This is a genomic window from Janthinobacterium sp. 344 (genome assembly GCF_900112025.1).
Lineage (GTDB): Bacteria > Pseudomonadota > Gammaproteobacteria > Burkholderiales > Burkholderiaceae_D > Janthinobacterium.
Map to the genome: position 1 here is coordinate 222,997 of NZ_FOKL01000003.1, position 20,131 is coordinate 243,127.

At 66.9% G+C, this 20,131-nt stretch carries 19 protein-coding genes; 14 read left to right on the top strand and 5 right to left on the bottom strand.

Annotation, left to right across the window (positions count from 1 at the left end):
* The first annotated feature begins 7 nt into the window (after positions 1–7).
* The 14 genes from BM193_RS10590 to BM193_RS10655 all read left to right on the top strand — a co-directional run bounded on the left by BM193_RS10590 (position 8) and on the right by BM193_RS10655 (position 14,387).
* Entirely contained in the window at positions 8–700 is a 693-nt protein-coding gene (locus BM193_RS10590; protein WP_092797694.1) for a FadR/GntR family transcriptional regulator, read from the top strand.
* A 54-nt stretch (positions 701–754) separates the two neighbouring features.
* Positions 755–2,320 (top strand): ABC transporter substrate-binding protein, encoded by a 1,566-nt coding sequence (locus tag BM193_RS10595; RefSeq protein ID WP_092797695.1) that lies wholly within the window; start codon positions 755–757, stop codon positions 2,318–2,320.
* Positions 2,321–2,424: 104 nt separating this feature from the next.
* On the top strand, positions 2,425–3,378 hold the full coding sequence (locus tag BM193_RS10600; RefSeq protein WP_092797696.1) for an ABC transporter permease: 954 nt from the start codon (positions 2,425–2,427) through the stop codon (positions 3,376–3,378).
* Between the two features lie 112 nt (positions 3,379–3,490).
* Complete coding sequence (locus BM193_RS10605; RefSeq protein ID WP_092797697.1) at positions 3,491–4,348, top strand: ABC transporter permease; 858 nt, start codon at positions 3,491–3,493, stop codon at positions 4,346–4,348.
* Between the two features lie 2 nt (positions 4,349–4,350).
* Positions 4,351–5,271 carry a dihydrodipicolinate synthase family protein gene (locus tag BM193_RS10610; RefSeq protein WP_092797698.1) on the top strand — a complete coding sequence of 307 codons (921 nt, stop codon included), beginning with the start codon at positions 4,351–4,353 and terminating at the stop codon, positions 5,269–5,271.
* 21 nt (positions 5,272–5,292) lie between these two features.
* Positions 5,293–6,309 (top strand): ABC transporter ATP-binding protein, encoded by a 1,017-nt coding sequence (locus tag BM193_RS10615; RefSeq protein ID WP_092797699.1) that lies wholly within the window; start codon positions 5,293–5,295, stop codon positions 6,307–6,309.
* The gene (locus tag BM193_RS10620; protein WP_092797700.1) at positions 6,290–7,297 is read left to right on the top strand and encodes an ABC transporter ATP-binding protein; all 1,008 of its coding nucleotides are present in this window, start codon (positions 6,290–6,292) and stop codon (positions 7,295–7,297) included. The genes BM193_RS10615 and BM193_RS10620 overlap by 20 nt, the downstream gene beginning before the upstream one ends.
* Positions 7,298–7,309: 12 nt before the next feature.
* Positions 7,310–8,023 (top strand): N-acetylmannosamine-6-phosphate 2-epimerase, encoded by a 714-nt coding sequence (locus tag BM193_RS10625; protein WP_092797701.1) that lies wholly within the window; start codon positions 7,310–7,312, stop codon positions 8,021–8,023.
* A gap of 1 nt (position 8,024) precedes the next feature.
* Positions 8,025–8,900 carry an ROK family protein gene (locus BM193_RS10630; protein ID WP_175533234.1) on the top strand — a complete coding sequence of 292 codons (876 nt, stop codon included), beginning with the start codon at positions 8,025–8,027 and terminating at the stop codon, positions 8,898–8,900.
* Positions 8,901–9,125: 225 nt separating this feature from the next.
* Positions 9,126–10,265, top strand: coding sequence for a porin (locus BM193_RS10635; protein WP_092797703.1), 1,140 nt, complete (start codon positions 9,126–9,128; stop codon positions 10,263–10,265).
* A 48-nt stretch (positions 10,266–10,313) separates the two neighbouring features.
* On the top strand, positions 10,314–11,465 hold the full coding sequence (locus BM193_RS10640) for an N-acetylneuraminate epimerase (protein ID WP_092797704.1): 1,152 nt from the start codon (positions 10,314–10,316) through the stop codon (positions 11,463–11,465).
* A gap of 80 nt (positions 11,466–11,545) precedes the next feature.
* Positions 11,546–12,661 carry an N-acetylglucosamine-6-phosphate deacetylase gene (gene nagA / locus BM193_RS10645; protein WP_092797705.1) on the top strand — a complete coding sequence of 372 codons (1,116 nt, stop codon included), beginning with the start codon at positions 11,546–11,548 and terminating at the stop codon, positions 12,659–12,661.
* Positions 12,642–13,094 carry a hypothetical protein gene (locus BM193_RS10650; protein ID WP_092797706.1) on the top strand — a complete coding sequence of 151 codons (453 nt, stop codon included), beginning with the start codon at positions 12,642–12,644 and terminating at the stop codon, positions 13,092–13,094. Before nagA ends, BM193_RS10650 begins: the two co-directional genes overlap by 20 nt.
* Positions 13,095–13,208: 114 nt before the next feature.
* Positions 13,209–14,387, top strand: a complete 1,179-nt coding sequence (locus BM193_RS10655; protein WP_175533235.1) for a sialidase family protein — start codon at positions 13,209–13,211, stop codon at positions 14,385–14,387.
* 64 nt (positions 14,388–14,451) lie between these two features.
* On the opposite strand, the gene BM193_RS10660 is transcribed toward BM193_RS10655, so the two are convergent.
* The 5 genes from BM193_RS10660 to BM193_RS10680 all read right to left on the bottom strand — a co-directional run bounded on the left by BM193_RS10660 (position 14,452) and on the right by BM193_RS10680 (position 20,094).
* Complete coding sequence (locus BM193_RS10660; RefSeq protein ID WP_254786045.1) at positions 14,452–15,327, bottom strand: HvfC/BufC N-terminal domain-containing protein; 876 nt, start codon at positions 15,325–15,327, stop codon at positions 14,452–14,454.
* Positions 15,320–16,255 (bottom strand): MNIO family bufferin maturase, encoded by a 936-nt coding sequence (locus BM193_RS10665; RefSeq protein WP_092797708.1) that lies wholly within the window; start codon positions 16,253–16,255, stop codon positions 15,320–15,322. The genes BM193_RS10660 and BM193_RS10665 overlap by 8 nt, the downstream gene beginning before the upstream one ends.
* Positions 16,255–18,270 (bottom strand): ferritin-like domain-containing protein, encoded by a 2,016-nt coding sequence (locus tag BM193_RS10670; protein ID WP_092797709.1) that lies wholly within the window; start codon positions 18,268–18,270, stop codon positions 16,255–16,257. The genes BM193_RS10665 and BM193_RS10670 overlap by 1 nt, the downstream gene beginning before the upstream one ends.
* Positions 18,271–18,562: 292 nt before the next feature.
* Positions 18,563–19,195, bottom strand: a complete 633-nt coding sequence (locus BM193_RS10675) for a hypothetical protein (RefSeq protein ID WP_139176117.1) — start codon at positions 19,193–19,195, stop codon at positions 18,563–18,565.
* On the bottom strand, positions 19,192–20,094 hold the full coding sequence (locus tag BM193_RS10680) for a hypothetical protein (protein ID WP_139176118.1): 903 nt from the start codon (positions 20,092–20,094) through the stop codon (positions 19,192–19,194). The genes BM193_RS10675 and BM193_RS10680 overlap by 4 nt, the downstream gene beginning before the upstream one ends.
* Positions 20,095–20,131: the final 37 nt, after the last annotated feature.

Genomic DNA, 20,131 nt, shown 5'->3' on the forward strand with positions numbered 1-20,131 from the left:
GAAAACAATGGTCACAAAGATACCGGCTTACCGCCACGCGCAAGTGAAAATCAAGGAATTCATCGAGCAGAACAACCTGAAGGCGAACGACGCCCTGCCGCCCGAGGCGCGCATGGCCGAGGAGCTCAACATGAGCCGCCCCAGCCTGCGCGAAGCCGTCAAGGCGCTCGAATCGCTGGGCGTGATCGAATCGCGCCATGGCGAGGGCATCTTCGTCAAGGCGTTTTCCTTCGATTCCATCCTCGACAACCTGCCCTATTCCATGGTCGCCAACGACGACCAGATCACGGACTTGCTGTACGTGCGCACCTACCTGGAAATCGGCGCGATTCCCTCGGTGGTGAAGAACATCACGCCGAAGAACATCGCCGTGCTGCGCGAGCTGGCCGACAGCATGCTGGAAAAGGCGCTGCGGCAGGAAACCTTCCCCGCCGAAGACCGCGCCTTCCATGCGGAAATGTACTCGTGCCTGAACAACCGTTTCCTGCTGGCCTTGATCGACCTGTTCTGGAACGTCTTCAATAACATGCACAAGGCCTCCACCGCCGCCCAGCTCGACCCATGGGCCATGGAAGCGACGGCGCGCGACCATATCGCCATCGTGGAAATGCTGGAAAACAAGGATGAGGCCGGCCTGATGCGGGCATACACCGAGCATTTCGATTCCATCTTCAAGCGTTATCCGAAAGACACCGCCTAGTCTGCAACACGCGGCGTCACCTTTTTTTGTTCATCACATAGAGGTTAGAAATCCATGTTTGCGTCCCGTCCCTGCGTCAAGTTTCTGCTCCCCGCGGCCTTCGCCGCCTTCACCTGCCTGTCGGGCGCCGTCCAGGCGGCCGACCAGGTCTTCGTCGGCGCCTTCGACGTGGGTCCGTCCGGCAATGCGCAGAAATTCAATCCGCTGACGGCGGCCGCAGGCTTCAGTTTCTACAACAAGTATTTCTCGACTCTCACCCTGTACGACGTCAGCCTGCAAAAGATCTCGGGCGACCTGGCCGAGGGCTGGACCTATGCCAAGGATGGCAAGACGCTCACCTTGAAGCTGCGCAAGGACGTCAAATGGCACGACGGCAAGCCGTTCACGGCGGCCGACGTCAAGTTCACCCTGGAACTGATCCGCAGCCCCGAGCTGGCCAGCGTGTTTGCGCCGCGCCTGGCCGACGTCAGCGCCGTCAAGACGCCGGACGCGCACACCGTCGTCATCGAACTGGCGCGCCCCGACGTGACCCTGCCCGACGCCTTCACCAGCATCATGATCGTGCCCCGGCATCTGCTGATGAGCGTGCCCGTCACGGAATTGCGCAACGCGCCCTGGTGGAAGACGCCCGTGGGCACGGGGCCGTTCAAATGGAGCAAATACCTGCCCGACCAGTACGTGGAACTGGTCGCCAACCCGGACTATTACCGCGGCAAGCCGAAACTGGACAAACTGATCAACCGCTACTTCAAGGATGCCAGCGCGGCCGCCCTGGCCCTGGCCTCGAATGAAATCCAGTTCACCTACCTGACGATGGACCAGGTCAAGGAAAACCAGGCCAGCAAGGCCTTCAATGTGATCTCCGGCCCGTCGCACGTGCTCAACTACCTGGGCGTGAACCACACGGACCCGCGCTTCCAGGACGTGCGCGTGCGCCAGGCCATCCTGTACGCGATCGACCGTCCCGCCATCGTCAAGAGCATCTACAACAACAGCGCCACCCTCGCCAACTGCGCGCTGACCCTGCCGAAATTCCAGCCCGCCAAGCTGGACAAGTATGAAACCAATGTCGCCAAGGCGAAGACCCTGCTGGCGGCCGCCAACTGGGAACAGCTGAGCAAGGGCCAGCCCGTCGAATTGCTGACCTATTACAACGACCAGGTGTCGAAGGACGTCATCGCCAGCCTGCAGTCGATGCTGGCGCAGGTGGGCGTCAACCTCAAGCCGCGCTTCGTCGACAGCCCCACTTACGGCCAGCTGGTCGATGCCAACCGCTTCAGCATGGTCTTTGCCGGCGGCGGCGTGGGCCCCGACCCCAGCGCCCTGACGCCGATGCTGCACTCGTCGTATGCGCCGCCGAAGGGCGTGAACCGCATGCGCGTCAAGCTGCCGCAGCTCGACGCCCTGCTCGACGCGGGCCAGCTGGAAACGGACGATGCCAAGCGCACGGCCCTGTACCGCGACGCCTGCGGCATCACGAATGCGCAACTGCCCTGGATACCCCTGTGGAGCGCCAACCGCTTCGGCGGCTTCGGCAAGAATGTCGAGAACATGATCTGGACCCCGGCTCCCGCAGGCGGACGCTACCAGGACAAGCCGGAGCAGTGGCAGCTGCGCTAGGCGCCAGCCCACCCTCACCGTCACACGTCATCCCGTTGGCGGGCCACGGCCCGCCGGTTTTTGCATAGCTGAGAAGGCAGGGGGCCATGCCGCCTGGAAGAAACATGTTCAAGTACCTCGTGAATCGCCTGCTGGTCAACATCCCCACCCTGCTGGCCATTCTGGCCACCGTCTTCGTGCTGGTCAACATGGCGCCGGGCGACCCCGTCGACGCCTTCGTGCCGCCCAGCCAGGCCTTGACGGACGTGCAGAAGGAACAACTGCGCCATAGCCTGGGCCTGGACCGTTCCGTGCCCGTGCGCTTCGTGCTGTGGCTCAAGCAGACAGCCAGCGGCGACCTGGGCTACCGCTACAAGGACGGCGCCCGCGTGATCGATGAAATCGCCAGCCGGGTGGCGCCCACCCTGCTGCTGGCCCTGTCCGGGCTGGCGCTCGGCTCGGTGCTGGGCATCGTGCTGGGCGTGGTCTCGGCGCGCCGCGCGAATGGCAAGCTGGACCACGTGCTGTCGCTGTTCGCCTATGTCGCCATCAGCAGCCCCGCCTTTTTAGTCGGCATCGTCGGCATGTATGTGTTTTCGCTGCAACTGGGCTGGTTTCCCAGCGGCGGCTACAGTACGCCGGGCAACGAGAGCATGGGCGATATTGCATACCACCTGGCCCTGCCCGCCGCCGTGCTGTCGGTGCAGTTCATCGCCATCACCATGCGCTACACGCGGGCCGGCCTGCTCGACACCCTGAACCAGGATTACATCCGCACGGCCATCGCCAAGGGCGTCGGCCCGAACCGCGTGATGCTGCGCCATGCGCTGCCCAATACCTTGGTGCCCATCGTCACCGTCATCGGCGCCAGCTTTGGCGGCCTGATCGGCGGCGCCGTGTTTGTCGAGACGGTGTTTTCCTGGCCCGGCATGGGCATGCTGTTCCTCGACGCCATCGAGAGCCGCGACTATCCGCTGATCATGGGCATCGCCCTGTTCGTCTCGCTGGCCATTCTCGCCGTCAACATGCTGACCGATCTCGTGTATTCCTGGATCGACCCGCGCATCACCCTGAAGTAGCCGCACAGCACATTTGACAGGCAATGCCCCCTGGCGACAGGCGGGGCCGGGACCCGTGCGTCCCGCCGCGCCAGGAAAGTTTCAAAAACACGATACAACCAAGAGGATATTTATGACGCAAGCTCCCCTCCCGCCCTCGCGCTGGCAGCAATTTCGCTCTAGCAAGGTGGCCTTCGCCGGCCTGTGCCTGTTCGTGCTGATCGCCGTGCTGTGCGCCGCCTCCGGTCTGCTGTTTTCCTACGACCCGAACGCCATCGACCTGGGCGCCGCCCTGCAGCCGCCATCGCGCCAGCACTGGCTGGGCACGGACCAGACGGGGCGCGACATGCTGGCCCGCACCCTGGCGGCCGGGCGCATCTCGCTGGCCGTGGGCGTGTCCAGCGTGGCGCTGGCCCTCGTCATCGGCACCTTGCTGGGCGCCATCGCCGGCTACTTCGGCGGCTGGATCGACAATCTCACCATGCGCTTCGTCGACATGGTGATGACCTTTCCGCCCGTCATCGTGCTGATGACCCTGGCCGCCGTGCTCGGCTCCGGCACGGGCAAGACGGTGATCGTCATCGGCTTGCTGTCGTGGCCGCTGGCCTGCCGCCTGGTGCGGGCCCGCATCATGAGCATCCGCGAGATGGAATTCGTCGCCGCCGCGCGCACCCTGGGCGCCGGCCATACCTACCTGATTTTCAAGCACTGCCTGCCCAACACGATCGATGTGCTGGCGGTGTTCGCTTCCCTTGGTTTCGTCTCGGCCATCATGGCCGAAGCGGGACTGAGTTTTCTCGGCCTGGGCGTGCAATTGCCGGACGCCAGCTGGGGCAGCCTGATCAGTATTGCGCGGGAGGCCTCGGTCCTCAAGCAATACCCGTGGATCTGGCTCCCTTCTGGCGTGCTGATCGTTGTCACCGCCCTGGCCGCCAACTTTATCGGCGATGGCTTGCGCCAGGCCTTTGACCCTAAACATAGCAAGGAATAATCATGTCAGCACTGAAATTACACGGCATCATCCCTCCCGTCGTCACGCCGCTGGACCAGCACGGCAAGATCGACGAAGCGTCGCTGCGGCGCGTGATCCGCCACCTGATCGATGGCGGCGTGCACGGCCTGTTCCTGATGGGTTCGACGAGCGAAGTGATTTTCCTCAACGGCGCCCAGCGCGCCGAAGCCATCCGCATCGCCGTCGATGAAGCGGCCGGCGCCGTGCCCCTGGTGGCCGGCGTGATCGACCCGACCACCGAGCGCTGCATCGAACACGCGAAGCAGGCCAAGGAACTGGGCGTGCAGGGCCTGGTCGTGACGGCGCCGTTCTATACGCGCACCAGCCCGGCCGAAACCATCGACCATTTCCGCTACATCCAGCAAGCCGTCGACCTGCCCATCATCGCCTACGACATTCCCGTCTGCGTGCACAGCAAGCTGAGCCGCGAGACCCTGCGCGCCATGTACGACGAAGGCCTGATCTGCGCCGTCAAGGACAGCAGCGGCGACGACGGCAACATGCGCATGCTGATGCGCGACTTCGCCGACGCGCCCGATTTCGCCATCCTCACGGGGTCCGAAACGACGGTCGACTACGCCCTGCTGGGCGGCGCCCACGGCTGCGTGCCGGGCCTGGGCAACGTCGATCCGGCCGGCTATGTGCGCCTGTACGAGCTGGCCCGCGCCGGCGACTGGGAAGGCGCGCGCGCCGAGCAGGAACGCCTGATCGCCCTGTTCGACATCGTCTTCCACGGCGTGCCCTACACCAGCCCGAACGCCTCGGGCGTGGGCGGCTTCAAGACGGCCATGCAGCTGATGGGCATCATCGACAACCGTTTGATGAGCAAGCCGAACCGCCTGCTGCCGGATGCCGCCGTCGAGCGCGTGCGCACCATCGTGGCCGCCGCCGGCCTGCTGTAATTCTCAACGCAAGGAGCTGTGATGACCGATGCTGAAGTATTGCTCGATGTGCAGGGGCTGACGACATCGTTCCAGACGCCCGCGGGCGTCGTCAAGGCCGTCAATGGCCTGTCGTTCGCGCTGCGGCGCGGCGAGACGCTGGCCATCGTGGGCGAATCGGGCTGTGGCAAGTCGGTCACGTCGTTCTCGCTGATGGGGCTGCTGTCCAGCCGCGCCAGGATCGCAGGCCAGGCCTGGCTGACGGCGGCCGACGGCAGCCGCTGCGACGTGCTGGGCCTGTCGCCGCAGGCGCGCCAGGCCGTGCGCGGCAACCAGATGGGCATGATCTTCCAGGAGCCGATGACCTCGCTCAATCCCCTGCAGCAGGTGGGCAGGCAGATCGCCGAGGCCATGACGGTGCATGGCGTGTGCGGCAAGAAGGCGGCGCAGGAACGCGCCGTCGAGCTGCTGCGCCTGGTGGGCATCTCCGCGCCCGAGGTGCGGGCGCGCCAGTATCCCCATCAATTGTCGGGCGGCATGCGCCAGCGCGTGATGATCGCCATGGCCCTGGCCTGCAAGCCGCAGGTGCTGATCGCCGACGAACCGACGACGGCGCTGGACGTGACGATCCAGGCACAGATCTTGCGGCTACTGAAACAGTTGCAACAGGAAGTGGGCATGGGCGTGCTCTTCATTACACACGACATGGGCGTGGTGGCGCAGGTGGCGGACCGGGTGGCCGTGATGTACGGCGGGCAGCTGATGGAAACGGCGGCCACGGCCGATCTGTTCCGCCAGCCCGCCCACCCGTACACGCAGGGCTTGCTGGCCGCCGTGCCCCGTCCCGGCCAGGGCGGCAGGCTCGCGGGCATCGCGGGCCAGGTGGAGACCGTGTACGGCGACCCGGCCGGCTGCCGTTTCGCCGGCCGCTGCCCCATGGCGCAGGCGCGCTGCACCAGCGAGGTGCCCGCGCTGCGCACGGTCGCGCCGGGACAGCAGGTGCGCTGCCATTTTGCAACTATTAATACAGGGAGCGTGCATGAAGCCGCCATCGCTTGAAGCTGGTAACGAGATTCTGTCCTTCGAGCACGTGGGCGTGGCGTTCCACAGCCGCGCCGGATTGCTGGGCAAGCGCCAGTCCGTGAAAGCCGTGCAGGAGGCCAGCTTCGGCCTGCGGCGCGGCGAAGTGCTGGGCATCGTGGGCGAATCGGGCAGCGGCAAGTCGACCCTGGCCAAGCTGGCGATGCAGCTGCTGCGGCCCGACAGCGGGCAGATCCGCTACGAAGGCCAGCCGCTGGCCAGCTACCGGGGCGAGGCGCTGCGGCGCCTGCGCGGCGAGGTGCAGATGGTGTTCCAGGACCCGAACGCCAGCCTGAACCCGCGCCTGACCATCGAACAGTGCCTGCGCGAACCGTTTATCTTGCACCGGCGCGGCGACAAGGACGCGCAGCTGGCCGAGATCACCCGCCTGCTGGACGTGGTGGGCCTGCCCGCCACGGCCCTGCGCCGCTATCCGCATGAACTGTCGGGCGGCCAGAAACAGCGCGTGGTGATCGCCCGCGCCCTGGCCCTGAAGCCGAAAGTGCTGATCGCCGACGAAGCCGTCGCCGCGCTGGACGCGTCGGTGAAGGCGCAGATCATCAACCTGCTGCTGGACTTGCAGCAGCAGTTCGGCCTGTCCATCATTTTCATTTCGCACGACCTGCCCATGGTGCAAGCCATGTGCGACAGGGTGCTGGTGCTGTACCTGGGCCGGCTGATGGAGGCGGCGCCGCGCGCGGCCATCGCCACGGGCGGCGCGCATCCGTACACGCGGGCACTGTGGAAAAGCTCGCCCGCCGCCGACCCGGCTTGCCGCATGGCGCCCGAGGACGTGCTGGGCGGGGAAATCCCCAGTCCGCTGGCGCCGCCACCGGGCTGCGTCTTCCACACGCGCTGTCCGCAGGCCCAGCCGGCCTGCCGGCAGCAGGTGCCGCCCCTGCTCCCTATCGAACACAATCACGACGCCGCCTGCCTGCTGCTGGCGCCGTCCCCTGTCCACGCTTGAATGAATTGATCCATGACTGACTTACATCCGACGCAATTGTTTTCCCGCCTGCAAGGCGGCCTGGTGGTGTCGTGCCAGCCGCTCGACGGCAGCCCCATGGATACGCCTGACATCATCGTCGCCATGGCGCGCGCCGCCATGAACGGCGGTGCCACGGCCCTGCGCATCGAAGGCGCGGACCACGTGCGCGCCGTGGCGCACGCCTTGCCTCACGCCATCATCATCGGCATCGTCAAGCGCGACCTGGCCGACAGCGCCGTGCGCATCACGCCGTATATCGAGGACGTGCACGCGCTGGCCGACGCCGGCGCCGCCATCATCGCCTTCGACGGCACGGACCGCCCGCGCCCCGTGCGTGTGGCGACCCTGCTGGCGGCCGTGCGCGCGGCCGGCAAGGCGGCCATGGCCGACTGCTCCACCCTGGAAGACGGCCTGGCCTGCCATGCGCTGGGCTGCGACCTGGTGGGCACGACCCTGTCCGGCTACACGGAAGACACGGCCTATCTGCCGGAAGACCGCCCGAACACGGCGCTGGTCGGCCAGCTGGCGCAGCGCGGCGTGCGCGTGATGGCCGAAGGGCGCATCCGCACGCCGCAAGACGCCGCCGACTGCCTGCGCGCGGGCGCCTGCTGCGTGACGGTCGGTTCGGCCATCACGCGCATCGAGCACATCACGCAGTGGTTCGCCGCCGCGCTGCATGGCGCGCCGCTGGCGGGCGAGGCCTGAGATGCTGCTGGCGATCGACATCGGCGGCACCAAGCTGGCGGCCGCCCTGGTGGACCACGGCGTGATCGTGGCGCGACGGCAAGTGCCCATGGCGGCGGACGCGGCAGGATTTGCCGCCGCGCTCGACGCCCTGGTGGACGGCTGGCCCGCGCCCGCGCAGGTCAGCGTGGCCACCACCGGCTATATCGACGGCGGCAAGGTGTATCCCGTCAACCGCGCCATCATCTCGTTCTGGAATGGTTTTCCCCTGGAACCGTTGCTGCGCCAGCGTTTTGACTGTCCCGTGGCCCTGTTCAACGATGCGCAGGCGGCCGCGTGGGGAGAGTATTGCGCGCGGCGCGACAGGGGCGAGGCCGGCCATCCCGCCAACCTGCTCTTTATTACCCTGTCGACGGGCGTGGGCGGCGGCCTGGTGCTCGACCACCGCCTGCGCGCGGGACCGCACGGCCTGGCCGGCCACGTGGGCCATGCCCCGGCCCGGCTCGCGAGCGCCGACGGCGTGGCCCTGTGCGGCTGCGGCCGGCTGGGCTGCCTGGAAATGCTGGCCTCGGGCACGGCGCTGGCGCGCCAGGCCAGCGCCATCTTCCGGCGGCCGCTGGACAGCGCGGCCCTGTTCGCCCTGGCGGCCACGGAGCCGCAAGCGGCTGCCATCCTCGACAACGCGGCCCTGGCCGTGGCCGAAGCCATCGCCGGCCTGCACATGAGCGTCGACCTCGACGCCGTGGTCATCGGCGGCAGCGTGGGCCTGGCGGCGGGCATGCTGGCGCGCATCGGCACCGCCCTGGCGGGATTGCCGCTACCCTGCCCGCCACCGCTGAGCACCGCGTGGCTGGGGGCGGATGCGGGCTTGCTGGGAGCGGCCGCCTGCCCCGCCTGAACCTGCCCGCCAGGCTGCAAAGGCCCGCGCCATGCGGGCTGCAGCCGTTCGTCCCGACGCTGAAAACACCCTGATCGAACAAAAAAGCAACAAGCTTATAACTTGTTTGACATTAGATATCATATATCTTTACACTGATTTTCGAGCCAAGCAGCAACCCACCCAAATGCTCATGTATTGAAATTCTTTCCAACAAAAACAAGTCTCAAACAACTGGAGAAGTCAATGAAAGTTAAGCGCACCCTGCTCATCGCTGTCCCGCTGGCGGCCTGCACCATTTCCGCCTCGGCGCAGGTGACACTGCCGCCCATCAACATCAGTGGTCAGTTCGAGTATTCGATCAGCGATCGCAAGGGCTTGACGGAGCAAGGCGACAACGAGCACCGCCAGCGCAGCCACCCGGGCGTGCTGCTGGCTTTTGGCAGCGTGCTGCCGCTCGACAATTCTGGCCTCAGCGCCGAACTGTTCGTCTCGACCAAGCTGACCACGGGCGACGCCACGCCGGCCTGGAGCAATTCCTTTGGCAACCGCGAAGCGTGGGGCGGCATCAACAGCCAGTACGGCTCGGTGCGCTTCGGCCGCCAATGGCTGGACAGCTACATCAACGTGCTCGATCCGTATGCCTCGGGCGGCAACATCGGCGAGATGAGCGAACTGGGCACGGGCGCCGGCAAGGGCTATCCGGCGGGCCTGACGCGCATCTCGAACGCCATCTGGGCCGACAATTCGCTCACCTACACGAGCCCGAAAGTGGCCGGCATCGCCACCCTGCGCGCGCAGTTCTACTGGAACGGCAGCAGTTTCACGGATGAAAAGCTGGTCTCGGCCACGGCGCCCAACATCGCCCCCAACACCAAGGCGGCCAACGGCTACATCCTGGGCGCGCGCCTCGATTACCCGGCCGCCCGCATCGACCTGAACTATGGCTCGCAAAAGCAGAACCTGAAAAATGCGCTGGCCACCAGCGACAACAGCCCGCTGGCCGACGGCGTGTATGACACGACGCAAATCATGATCGGCGGCATGGTGCCACTCGGCACGCACTCGGTGCGCGCGCTGCTGGTGCAGGACAAGACGCAGCGCCCGAACGGCAGCAGCATCAAGGATAAGGAGCTGATCCTGGGCGGCCAGTACAGCGTCACGCCGAACTTCCACCTGCGTCCCGTATTCATGATCCACAAGGTCGACACGGTGCCGAACGACGCCAACGACTACAAGCAGCTGCGCGTGGAACTGGCCTACAAGATGAATATTGGCCTGGCGCGCGGGTCGACCTCGTTCTGGTTCCGCCCCACCTACCGCAAGTGGGATACCAGCGGCAACAAGTTTACGGAATTGCGCGCCGGCTTCACGACGAATTTCTGAGCCTGGCCCTCGCCGCGTTCCCATCCACTTACTCAGGATTGACGAATCATGAAAAAACTCAGCTGTGCATTGCTGCTTGGCGCCGCCTTCGCCTTCTCCGCCCAGGCGGCTGACACCGCCCCGCGCTGGCCCGACTTCCCCGCCCCCATCAAGAATGGCGCCGGCGCACGCATCGGCGCCACCGTGTATGCGGGCCTCGGTTCGGCCGGCAAGGCCTGGTATGCGCTCGACACGGGCAAGCCGGGCGCCCCATGGGTGGCGCTGGCGCCGTTTCCCGACGCGGCGCGCGACGCGGCCAGCGCCGTCGCCATCAACGGCCTGGTGTATATCTTCGGCGGCTCGGGCAAGAACGCGCCCGAGGACAAGGCCCTGACGGTCTTCGACACGGCCTATGTCTACGATCCGGCGGCGAACAGCTGGCGCCAGCTGCCCACGCGCGCGCCGCTGGGCATCTTCACGGCCAGCGTGGTGTCCGTCGACCAGCGGAACATCGTCTTCTTTGGCGGCGTCAACAAGGCCATCTTCGACGGCTACTTCCAGGACTACGCCGTGGGCGCGGCCGACAACAAGGAACGCCAGGCGGTGGTGGCCGGCCACTACTTCGACCAGCGCCCGCAAGACTATCTGTGGACGGCGCAAGTGATGAGCTACAACCCGCAAACGAACCAGTGGCGCAACCTGGGCACGGACCCGCAGCTGCCCACTGTGGGCGCGGGCGTGGCCGTGCACGGCCAGCTAGTGACCATGGTGAATGGCGAAATCAAGCCGGGCCTGCGCTCGCCGAACGTCAAGGAAGTGAGCGTCGACGGCGACAAGCTGACGTGGAAGCAAGGCGGCAAGCTGCCGGCGCCGCCGGGCGCCGCGCGCCAGGAAGGCGTGGCGGGATCGTTCGCCGGCTACAGCAACAACGTGCTGCTGGTGGCGGGCGGCGCCAATTTCCCCGGCGCCTGGCAGCAGTTCGACGCGGGCCAGAACTACGCGCACAAGGGCTTGAAGAAGACCTGGCGCGATGACATCTATGCGCGCCGCGACGGCAAGTGGTGGCACGCGGGCAAGCTGCCGGCCGGCATGGGCTACGGCACCGGCATCCAGCTCGACGATGGCGTGCTGCTCATTGGCGGCGAGCTGGACGGCGGCGCCGCCAGCAAGGACGTCTTCCTGCTGCAGTGGGATGGCAAGGCCGTGCGGCTCGTCCATTAGTCCATTAAGCGCTGGCCCCCGGCAGCGGCCAGGCAGCGCCGCTGCCGGGGGCCTTTCTCCGAATTGACCTGGAAAACATCATGACTGAAGCCTACCGCCAACATCACGGCCGCATCCTGTGCGGCGACGCCTGGATCACGGGCACCCTGACGGTGGCGCCGGACGGGCGCATCGCCGCCATCGAGGAGCGCGCCGGCACCACTGGCGCCACCTTGCTGCCCGGCTTTATCGACCTGCACGTGCATGGCGGCGGCGGCGCCGACATCATGCAGGGAGGCGACGCGGCCACCCGCATCGCCGCCGCCCACGCGCGCCACGGCACCACCTCCCTGCTGGCCACCACCATGACGGCGCCGATGGCGGAACTGGAAGCCGTGCTGGCGGGACTGGGACACGCCTGCGGCGCGCGCCAGCCGGGCGCCGCCCGCGTGCTGGGCGTACACCTGGAAGGCCCGTTCATCAACCAGGAAAAGCTGGGCGCCCAGCCCGACCATGCCTGCGTGGCCGTGCTGGCCAGCCTGCGCCGGCTGCGCGGCCTGGCGCCCATCCGCGTCATCACCATCGCGCCGGAGATCGCCGGCCACCTCGACATCATCCGCGCGCTGAGCGAGGACGGCGTGCGCATGCAGATCGGCCACACGAGCGGCAGCTACGACGATGGCGTGGCGGGCCTGCGCCACGGCGCCACCAGCTTCGCCCACCTGTTCAACGCCATGACGGGACTGCACCACCGCCAGCCCGGCATCGTCGGCGCCGCGCTGGCCCATGCGCGCTATGCGGAAATCATCCCCGACCTGCTGCACGTGCACCCGGGCGCCCTGCTGACGGCCCTGCGCGCCATTCCGCAGTTGTACTGCGTCACCGATTCCACCTCCGCCACGGGCATGGCGGACGGCGATTACCGCCTCGGCTCGCACACCGTGCACAAATGCCTGGGCGGCGTGCGCCTGGCCGACGGCACGCTGGCCGGCTCTTGCCTGACCATGGACCAGGCCCTGCGCAATCTCGTTGCCGTGGGCCTGGACCTGGCCGACGCCTCGCACCGCCTGTCCGCCTATCCGGCCGACTACCTGGGCGTGACGGACCGGGGCCGCCTGCAAGCGGGCGCCTGGGCCGATATCGTCATTGTCGACGAGCAACTGACGCTGCAAGGCGTGGTGGCCGAGGGAGAGCGCATTGCGCCCGCGCACGGTTAGCGCCGCCGGCCTGGCGCTGGCCTTGTCCGCCTGCGGCGGCGATGCCGCGCCACCGCAGGCCGCCGCGCCGCGCGTGGCCCAGCGGCCTGCCGTCGCGGCCGTGGATGCCGCCGAACCCGCCAGGGTGGCGCGCAGCGCCTTGCGCGTCGGCTATGTGGAATATCCGGGCGCCCCGCATGCCTATGCGCCCGTGCCCGTCGTGCTGGAACTGCAGCAGGCGGACGTGAAGAATCCCGCGCTGGAACTGCAGGCGGCGGGCCGCACCCTGGGCCGCGTGGCCCTGGCGCCGCCCGCGGCAACGGGCGCGCAGGACGGCGGGCGGCACTGGAGCGCGACGATCCCCGCCGCCTGGGCCATCCGCGGCGTGAGCTGGCGCGCCGTCGCCGACAGCCACGATGCCAGTGCTGCGCGCAGCGTGCCGCTGGCCGACTAGGCAGCCATGAACACGGGACGCGCGCCTGCCACCCGTCAGGCGCGCGGGATCTCCCCAGTACGGGATGGTTTGGGACCGCGCTGCGCGCCCGGTCCCGGGAAAGGAATCACCGCAATGTCAACTGTCTTGCCGATTCAATCACTGCAACGCCTGGCCGCCGCCTGCGTCCTCGGCCTCGGTCTTGGCCTGGGCGCCGCGCCCGTGGCCCAGGCGGCCATTTCCGCCAGCACGCCGTTTCCCGCAGCCGATGCCAGCTACGGCTGCTATCGCATCCCCGCCGTCGTGACATTGCAGAACGGCACCATCCTCGCCTTCGCCGAAGGCCGGCCCTCGGGCTGCGCCGACTTCGGCAATATCCAGGTGGTGATGAAGAAAAGCCTCGATGGCGGCAGCACCTGGTCGGCCCTGTCCGTCGTGGCGTCGAATGGCACCCTGCAGGCGGGCAACCCCGTGCCCGTGCTCGACACGCTCGATCCCGCCCATCCGGGCGGCCGCCTGTTCCTGTTCTATAACACGGGCAATGCCAGCGAAAGCACCATCCGCAACGGCGGCGCGGGCGTGCGCGAGCAATGGGTGGTGACGTCGACCGATGGCGGCGCGACGTGGAGCACGCCCTCGAACATCACGGCGCAGACGGCGAAGATCGGCGCGGCGCCGTACAACAACGGGGCCGGCTGGCGCACGCTGGCCATGGGACCGGGCCACGGCGTGCAGATGCGTTCGGGACGCATCGTGGTGCCGGGCAATTTCACGGCGGGACCGCCGCAGACGGGCTATGCCGATGGCCGCGCGTATGTGTTTTATTCGGACGACCATGGCGCCAGCTACCAGATCGGCAACGACACGGGCTATCCGTCGGCGAATGAATCGACGGCGGCCGAGCTGAGCACCAGCCAGCTGATGCTCAACAGCCGCGACCAGAGCGGGCTGACGAAAAAACGCATCGTGTCCGTCAGCTCCGATGGCGGCGCCAACTTCAGCGCCGGCTTCGCCAACGCCACGCTGATCGACCCCGTGTGCGAAGGCAGCCTGCTGAACCTGGGCTGGAATGGCAAGCAATACCTGTTGCACGCGAATCCCGCCTCCACCACCAGCCGCAACAACCTGACCGTGCGCGCCAGCAAAGACGACGGCCAGAGCTGGCCGTTTTCCCTGCTGATCACGGCGGGCGCCTCCGCCTACAGCGACTTGACGCAGGTGGACGCCGGCAACATCGGCATCCTGTATGAAAACGGCAGCAACGGCATCCGTTTCATGAAGATTCCGCTGAGCACGGTGATCACGGCGCCCTGAGTACTGCCAGCAATTCTCCCTGTTACCCCCTCTTTCCCGCCCTGCCCCGCAGCGGCGGGGTTTTTTAATCCGCAGTCGCGCCAGTGATCATGCCAGCCGCGGCCGCCATGGGCAGCCACAGCATGGCGTCGGCCAGCACCTCGTCCAGGGAACGGCCGCTGGCCTGGGCCGCCTGCCGCGCGCAGTCGGGCGGCGGCGCGCCACCGGCCAGCGCCTGCAGCCAATAGAATTGCCACGGCTGCAAGTCGTGCATGGCCAGCCGGTAATGCAGGCGGGCAATGGCGACGAAGCCGGGGGCTTCCCCGGGCTGGGGCGGCACGGCATCGTCCGGCGCCGCCTGCGCCTGTTGCCAGTAGGCCTGCACGGGATACGTCAAGGCCAGCAGCCGCGTGCACGGCGCCAGCCGCCACGCTGGTGTCTGCCCCAGCAGCAAAGCCAGGCCCGATGGCAACACGGGCAATAGCGGCCGTGGCAATTTTTCCAGTCCCGGCGCCCGGCTCGCCTCGCCGCGCGCCCGCTCCAGCCGGGCCAGCTCGACGGGGAAACGCAAAGCGGCGCCTTGCGCGCCCTCTCCCGCACGCGCCTGGCTGGCGGCGAGGAAATCGGCAAAGCCGCCGCCCAGGTCATGCAAGGTGGTGGAGACGGACGGGTGGCGCCAGATGTAGGCGCGCGCAAAAAAACCGAACAGCGCGTCACCCATGACGCGGCGCAGGACGGGATAATCGGCTTGCAGGCATTCGAGCAGGCGCAGCACGTAGCCATCCGCGTAGATGTGCAGGCGGGCCGCGCCCTTCAGCACCTGAGCCGCCTGCAAGCCGTGGCGCTGGTCCGCCAGTTCCACGCCGCGCGCCGCGCCGCCGGGCGCCGTCATGGCCGTCAGGAACCACGCCTGCACTTGCGCCAGCGGCGCGCCAGGCAGATCGCGATCGCGCTCAGCCATGCACGGCCCCCGCATGAAACGCCAGCGGCGCGGAAACGGCCACGGCAGCGCTGGCCGTGGCCAGGCAAGCATCGTCCGCGAACGCGCCCCGTTCGGCCGCGCGCGCCTTGTCCAGTTCCGCCAGCAATTGCGGATAGGCGGGAATATTCGCATCCCACTCCAGCAGGGCCGGCACGCCGCCCGTCAGCCGCTGCGCCAGCGCGTACAACCGCCAGACGGCGGCCGGCACGGGCGCATCGTGCGTATCGATCAGCACCTCGCCGCACTGCGTGGGGCCGGCCAGGTGCAGTTGCACGATGTGGTCGTGTGGCAACTGGCGCAGATAGCTGGCCGCGTCATAGCCATGGTTGTGCGCGCAGACGTGGACGTTGTTCACGTCCAGCAGCAGGCCGCAGCCCGTGTCCTCGGCCAGGCGGCCGAGGAACTCCCATTCCGGCATGCTGGACTGGGCAAACTCGACATAGCTGCTGGGGTTTTCCAGGACCAATGGCCGCCCCAGGAACTCCTGCACCTGCCGCACGCGGCCCGCCACGTGGCGCAGACTGGCCTCGTCCAGCGGCAGGGGCAGCAAGTCGTGGCTGTTGAGCGAGGCGGCGCCCGTCCAGCACAGGTGGTCGGAAATCCACGCGGGGCGGATCTCCTCGGCCAGCCGGCGCAGCTGGCGCAGGTAGCCCAGGTTCAAGGCGTCGCTGCTGCCGATCGACAGCGAGACGCCATGCATGACGATGGGTACCTGGGCCGCCACCACATCGAGCACGTGGCGCGCATAGCCATGGTTGCCGATGAAGTTTTCGCTGATGATCTCGAACCAGTCCACTTGCGGGCCATGTTCCAGGATGTGCGCATAATGGGGCGGGCGCAGCCCCACGCCCAGGCCCAGATGCGGCAGGCCCAGGCGCGGAAGCACCGCTGGCTTGGTGGCCGCCATCAAGTCGACGGCGGCAGGGCCAGGCGCAGGTCGGTGGGCGCCGGCGCCGCCCCCACGGGCGTGCCGCGCGCCGCCATCACCTTGCCGTACGCTTCCCAGGCCTTTTCGTAGACGCTTTCGCCCAGGTCGAAGGTGATGGTCTGGCCCAGTGGAAGGTTGTGGTGCCCAGGCGCCGGGCCGAAGTCGTACAGGGTCATGGTGGCCGGCTTGCCATCGAGGGTCTTGGGAAACAGCTGCGAGGCCGAGATCGGCACGGCGCAGCCGCCGAAGCCGCCGCATTTATTGTCGCTGGGCGCGCTGTAGATGTTCGCCCCGGGAGCGGGCTTGGGCGCGCCGCACAGGTTGCCGGCCACTTGCGCCACCTTGACGGCATGGCCGCAGCCGGAAGGGCCGCCCGCATCGAGCTGCGCAAAGCCGCAGCCGCCCTGCGCATGGCAGCCGTTGGAGCCGCGGCACGTGTGATACACGGCCAGCGCCGCGCACGTGGCCGACGCTTCGCCCGCCAGGTGCATGCCCTGGCAGGCGTGGTACAGCACGTCTTTCTCGGCCTTCGGCACGCCCGTCGCCAGGTTCGGCGCCTGGCCCAGCACGGCCCAGCAGATGGCCATGCGGTCGCCCGCGCCCACCATCGAGGGATATGGGAAGGTCGTGTCCTGCTTTTGCCAGTAGGTATCCAGCACCGAGGTGATGCCATAGATGGCGCCCGTGGCCACCGTGCTCAGCATTTTGAGGGTATCGCCCTTGTCCTTCAGGCGGTTCAGGGCGCCCGCCACCACGTCCGGCCCCGGGATATTCTTTGGCGCCGTGGCCTTGTCATAGCTGGCGTTGGTCAGCATCTTTTCATCCCAGGAATGGCCGTCCTGGTGCCATTGCGCCCAGGTCTTGACGGGCAGCTTAGCCTTGACCTGGCCAAAACGTTCGTAATGGTCGTACGCGGCGCTGTCGTGGCGGGCGGTGGCGTCGCGCGAGTCGGCATCCTCCCCGCCTTCGGTGTAGGACGGGTAATCCACCTTCAACGCCGCCAGGTCTTCGCGGTAATCGGGTTTCACGGCCATCAGCTGGGCCTGCAGCCGGCGGCGGTAGCGCGTGATGGCCGTGTCGCTGCCCTCGCCCTGGTCGGTGATGGCCGCCATCATGTCGATGGCCTTGTTGAACGAGCGGATCTGGCCGCCATCCTGGTCCTGCGGGCCAAAACTGGTGTCGAAGCGGGGGAATTCCGCCTTGGTGTGGCCATCGACCTGGCTGTTGAACATATCCTGCTGCACCGAGCCATTGACGAACAGCTTTTGCCACAGGGTTTCACCATCCTCGTACTCGATGCTGATATAGCGCGCATAGCACTCGTACATGTAGCCGATGGTGCCGAAGAGGGGCAAGTCATGCACGTGCTTGCCCGGCGTCCAGCCGTCGAACGGTACCTCGGGGAAATACTTGGTGTGGTTGTGCATGTCGAACTCGGCCAGCTGCGCGCGCGCCTGCTCTTCCGGCTGCTCGATGGCGAGGAACAGGTCGCACTGGTTGCTGTTCAGTTCTTCCAGGTTGACGCGCACATGGCGGTAGCCGGACGTATCCTGCAAGTCGACGATGTGCGGGATCACCGTGCACGCCTTGCCGTAGCACGTCCAGCCATGCTCCAGCGATTGCAGCTCCGAGCCCGTGAAACACGGTGCCGCGCCGATGGCCGTGGCCAGGTTGGCCGCCATCTGCAGATGCAGCATTTCCTGGATGAAGACGCTGAAGATGATATTGAAGGCCTCCTCTTCCGGCGAGGCGGGATGGGCGCTGGTGCTCATGCCCGGCCATTGGCGGCCCTTGTAGTAGCTGATGTCTTTCGCGTTGATCTGGTGCGTGCCCTGGATCGAATACATGGTCGCCATGTACAGGGGAATGGTAAACAATTCCACGCTGACGGCCGCCTGCGCGATGGCGCGCACGGCGGCCGTGTCGGTGGCCAGCTGGTCCAGCGGCTGCCTGGTGATGGGCGGCTGGGTGCTTCCTAAAACGGGCATTTTCATTCTTGTCTCTCCACAGGAAGGATGCGTTTCGGGGGATGCCGTGCCCGCGCCCGGCTGCGTGGCGCTGGGAATGGCTGGACGACGGCTGAAACATAATACGCCTGAGAAAGATATTTTTGCGGCAAGTTTTACTTGCCGCGACAAGAATTGATTTGGGTCAATTTATTGATGAGAAACGCTGGAAAACAGGCATTTCTTGCCTCCCAAACATGACAATTGAATAGATTGTGCAAAATTGGGGCGTGTATACGCCGCGCCGGCACGCGACGGCGCGTGGCTGGCATATCGATAGTCAGGCGCCTGGCGGCGGCTGGAAGGCGCAAAAGCCCGGATAGCCGTCGCGGCTGTCGCACACTTTCAGGCAGCCCTTGCCCTCCTTGAACGTGGCGCTGACCTCGATGGGGAAGCCATACGTGGGCGTGATGGCCTGGAAGGCGGACGGGCAGCTGTGCGCGTTGCTGAAGCGGAAACTGATTGCTTCGCGGCGACCCTTGCGGCTAAAGCCCAGCATGAAGGTTTCATTGCTGTTCCACTGCGCCTTGCCCGGCACGCGGAAGCGGTAGCGCTGGCCCTCCAGGTGCTGGCCGAACACGCGGGTGCTGGCCGTGGCCGTTTCCACCTTGGCGACCGGATACACGACGGCGAAGAGGTATGTTCCCGCGAACCCCTGGTCGAATCCCAGGCCCTTCTGGTAGAACGGCACGACGATATGCGGCGCGCCCGCGTATTCCACGCTGTTGCGCGCAGTGGTGCGCGACGTCAGCCTGTCGTCGGGCGCCTGGGCGAAGACCACGTCCACCTCCACCAGCGCGTGGTTCTTGTCGATGTCTTGCGCCAGATAATCCCTGGGCGCGATCTCGCTGTGCACGCAGCCGGCCAGCAGGACTGCGGCGAGACAGCCGGCCATGAGTTCAGGGTGGGTCATGGCTGTTTTCCTTGCGGCGGCGCGGAACTGCGGCCCAAGCCCGTCACTTGCCAGCCGTTCTTGCCATCTTTCCATTGAAATTGCTGGCCGAACCAGGCCAGTTCCAGTTCGCGCCGGATGCGGTTCGAATCCGTGCGGCCCTGGCGCGCCTTGATGGCGGCGCCCGCCTGCGCGGAAGCGGCATCCGACAGCGGTTTCAGCCACCGTTGCCAGGTATCGGGCGGCAAGTCCAGCACGCCGGCCACGCCATCGTCGCGCGTGGCGACGATCATCCCCACCTTCGTCAGCGCATTCGTCAAATACGCGCCGCGCCGCCCGTCGGGCGAGACGGAGACCAGCATGGCGGACGCATGATCGCCCGTGACGTTGCCAGGCACGTCAAACCACAGCAGCTCGCCCGTGCGCGTGTCGAGCGCGCGGCCGTCGCGGGCAAACAGCAGCACGTCAGGACGGCCCGGCTGCGGCACGCCCCATTCCGGGTCGCCCTCCGTGCGCACGCTGTTGTTCGGCTGCAGCGGGCTGATGGGCCGCATCAGCGGTTCGCCATTTTGCACATGGATCAGCATGGTGCCCTGCCCCGTGAAACCTTTGGCAAACGCCAGCAGCATGGGCTGGCCTTCGCGCGTGGCGGCCAGCGGCCGCACTTCCATCACCTCGCGCGCGCCGCCGGGCCAATAGCCGTGCTGGCGGAAAGCCAGGGTCACTTGCGTCGAATGGCGGTCTTGCGTGACGACGAAGTCGCCATATTGCCTGACCACCGGCACGGACGGCGTTTGCGCCTGCGCGGCAGGCACGATGATGGGCACCATGGCGGCGGCCAGCACGGCAGCGGCCGCCAAGCGACGGAGGGGGAAAGGCAAGCAAGCCATGGATGGCGCGGGGCGAAGGGAGATCAACATCGCGCCATCATAAACGAGTCGGTGTCAGCAACACTGT

What these genes read in the sequence shown, in the direction of transcription:
- BM193_RS10590 (WP_092797694.1), top strand. Translation starts at nt 8, where the DNA reads ATGGTCACAAAGATACCGGCTTACCGCCACGCGCAAGTGAAAATCAAG.
- BM193_RS10655 (WP_175533235.1), top strand. Translation starts at nt 13,209, where the DNA reads ATGTCAACTGTCTTGCCGATTCAATCACTGCAACGCCTGGCCGCCGCC.
- BM193_RS10680 (WP_139176118.1), bottom strand. Translation starts at nt 20,094, where the DNA reads ATGTTGATCTCCCTTCGCCCCGCGCCATCCATGGCTTGCTTGCCTTTC.
- BM193_RS10625 (WP_092797701.1), top strand. Translation starts at nt 7,310, where the DNA reads ATGACTGACTTACATCCGACGCAATTGTTTTCCCGCCTGCAAGGCGGC.
- BM193_RS10635 (WP_092797703.1), top strand. Translation starts at nt 9,126, where the DNA reads ATGAAAGTTAAGCGCACCCTGCTCATCGCTGTCCCGCTGGCGGCCTGC.
- BM193_RS10640 (WP_092797704.1), top strand. Translation starts at nt 10,314, where the DNA reads ATGAAAAAACTCAGCTGTGCATTGCTGCTTGGCGCCGCCTTCGCCTTC.
- BM193_RS10600 (WP_092797696.1), top strand. Translation starts at nt 2,425, where the DNA reads ATGTTCAAGTACCTCGTGAATCGCCTGCTGGTCAACATCCCCACCCTG.
- BM193_RS10630 (WP_175533234.1), top strand. Translation starts at nt 8,025, where the DNA reads ATGCTGCTGGCGATCGACATCGGCGGCACCAAGCTGGCGGCCGCCCTG.
- BM193_RS10675 (WP_139176117.1), bottom strand. Translation starts at nt 19,195, where the DNA reads ATGACCCACCCTGAACTCATGGCCGGCTGTCTCGCCGCAGTCCTGCTG.
- BM193_RS10665 (WP_092797708.1), bottom strand. Translation starts at nt 16,255, where the DNA reads ATGGCGGCCACCAAGCCAGCGGTGCTTCCGCGCCTGGGCCTGCCGCAT.
- BM193_RS10605 (WP_092797697.1), top strand. Translation starts at nt 3,491, where the DNA reads ATGACGCAAGCTCCCCTCCCGCCCTCGCGCTGGCAGCAATTTCGCTCT.
- nagA (WP_092797705.1), top strand. Translation starts at nt 11,546, where the DNA reads ATGACTGAAGCCTACCGCCAACATCACGGCCGCATCCTGTGCGGCGAC.
- BM193_RS10660 (WP_254786045.1), bottom strand. Translation starts at nt 15,327, where the DNA reads ATGGCTGAGCGCGATCGCGATCTGCCTGGCGCGCCGCTGGCGCAAGTG.
- BM193_RS10610 (WP_092797698.1), top strand. Translation starts at nt 4,351, where the DNA reads ATGTCAGCACTGAAATTACACGGCATCATCCCTCCCGTCGTCACGCCG.
- BM193_RS10670 (WP_092797709.1), bottom strand. Translation starts at nt 18,270, where the DNA reads ATGAAAATGCCCGTTTTAGGAAGCACCCAGCCGCCCATCACCAGGCAG.
- BM193_RS10615 (WP_092797699.1), top strand. Translation starts at nt 5,293, where the DNA reads ATGACCGATGCTGAAGTATTGCTCGATGTGCAGGGGCTGACGACATCG.
- BM193_RS10595 (WP_092797695.1), top strand. Translation starts at nt 755, where the DNA reads ATGTTTGCGTCCCGTCCCTGCGTCAAGTTTCTGCTCCCCGCGGCCTTC.
- BM193_RS10620 (WP_092797700.1), top strand. Translation starts at nt 6,290, where the DNA reads ATGAAGCCGCCATCGCTTGAAGCTGGTAACGAGATTCTGTCCTTCGAG.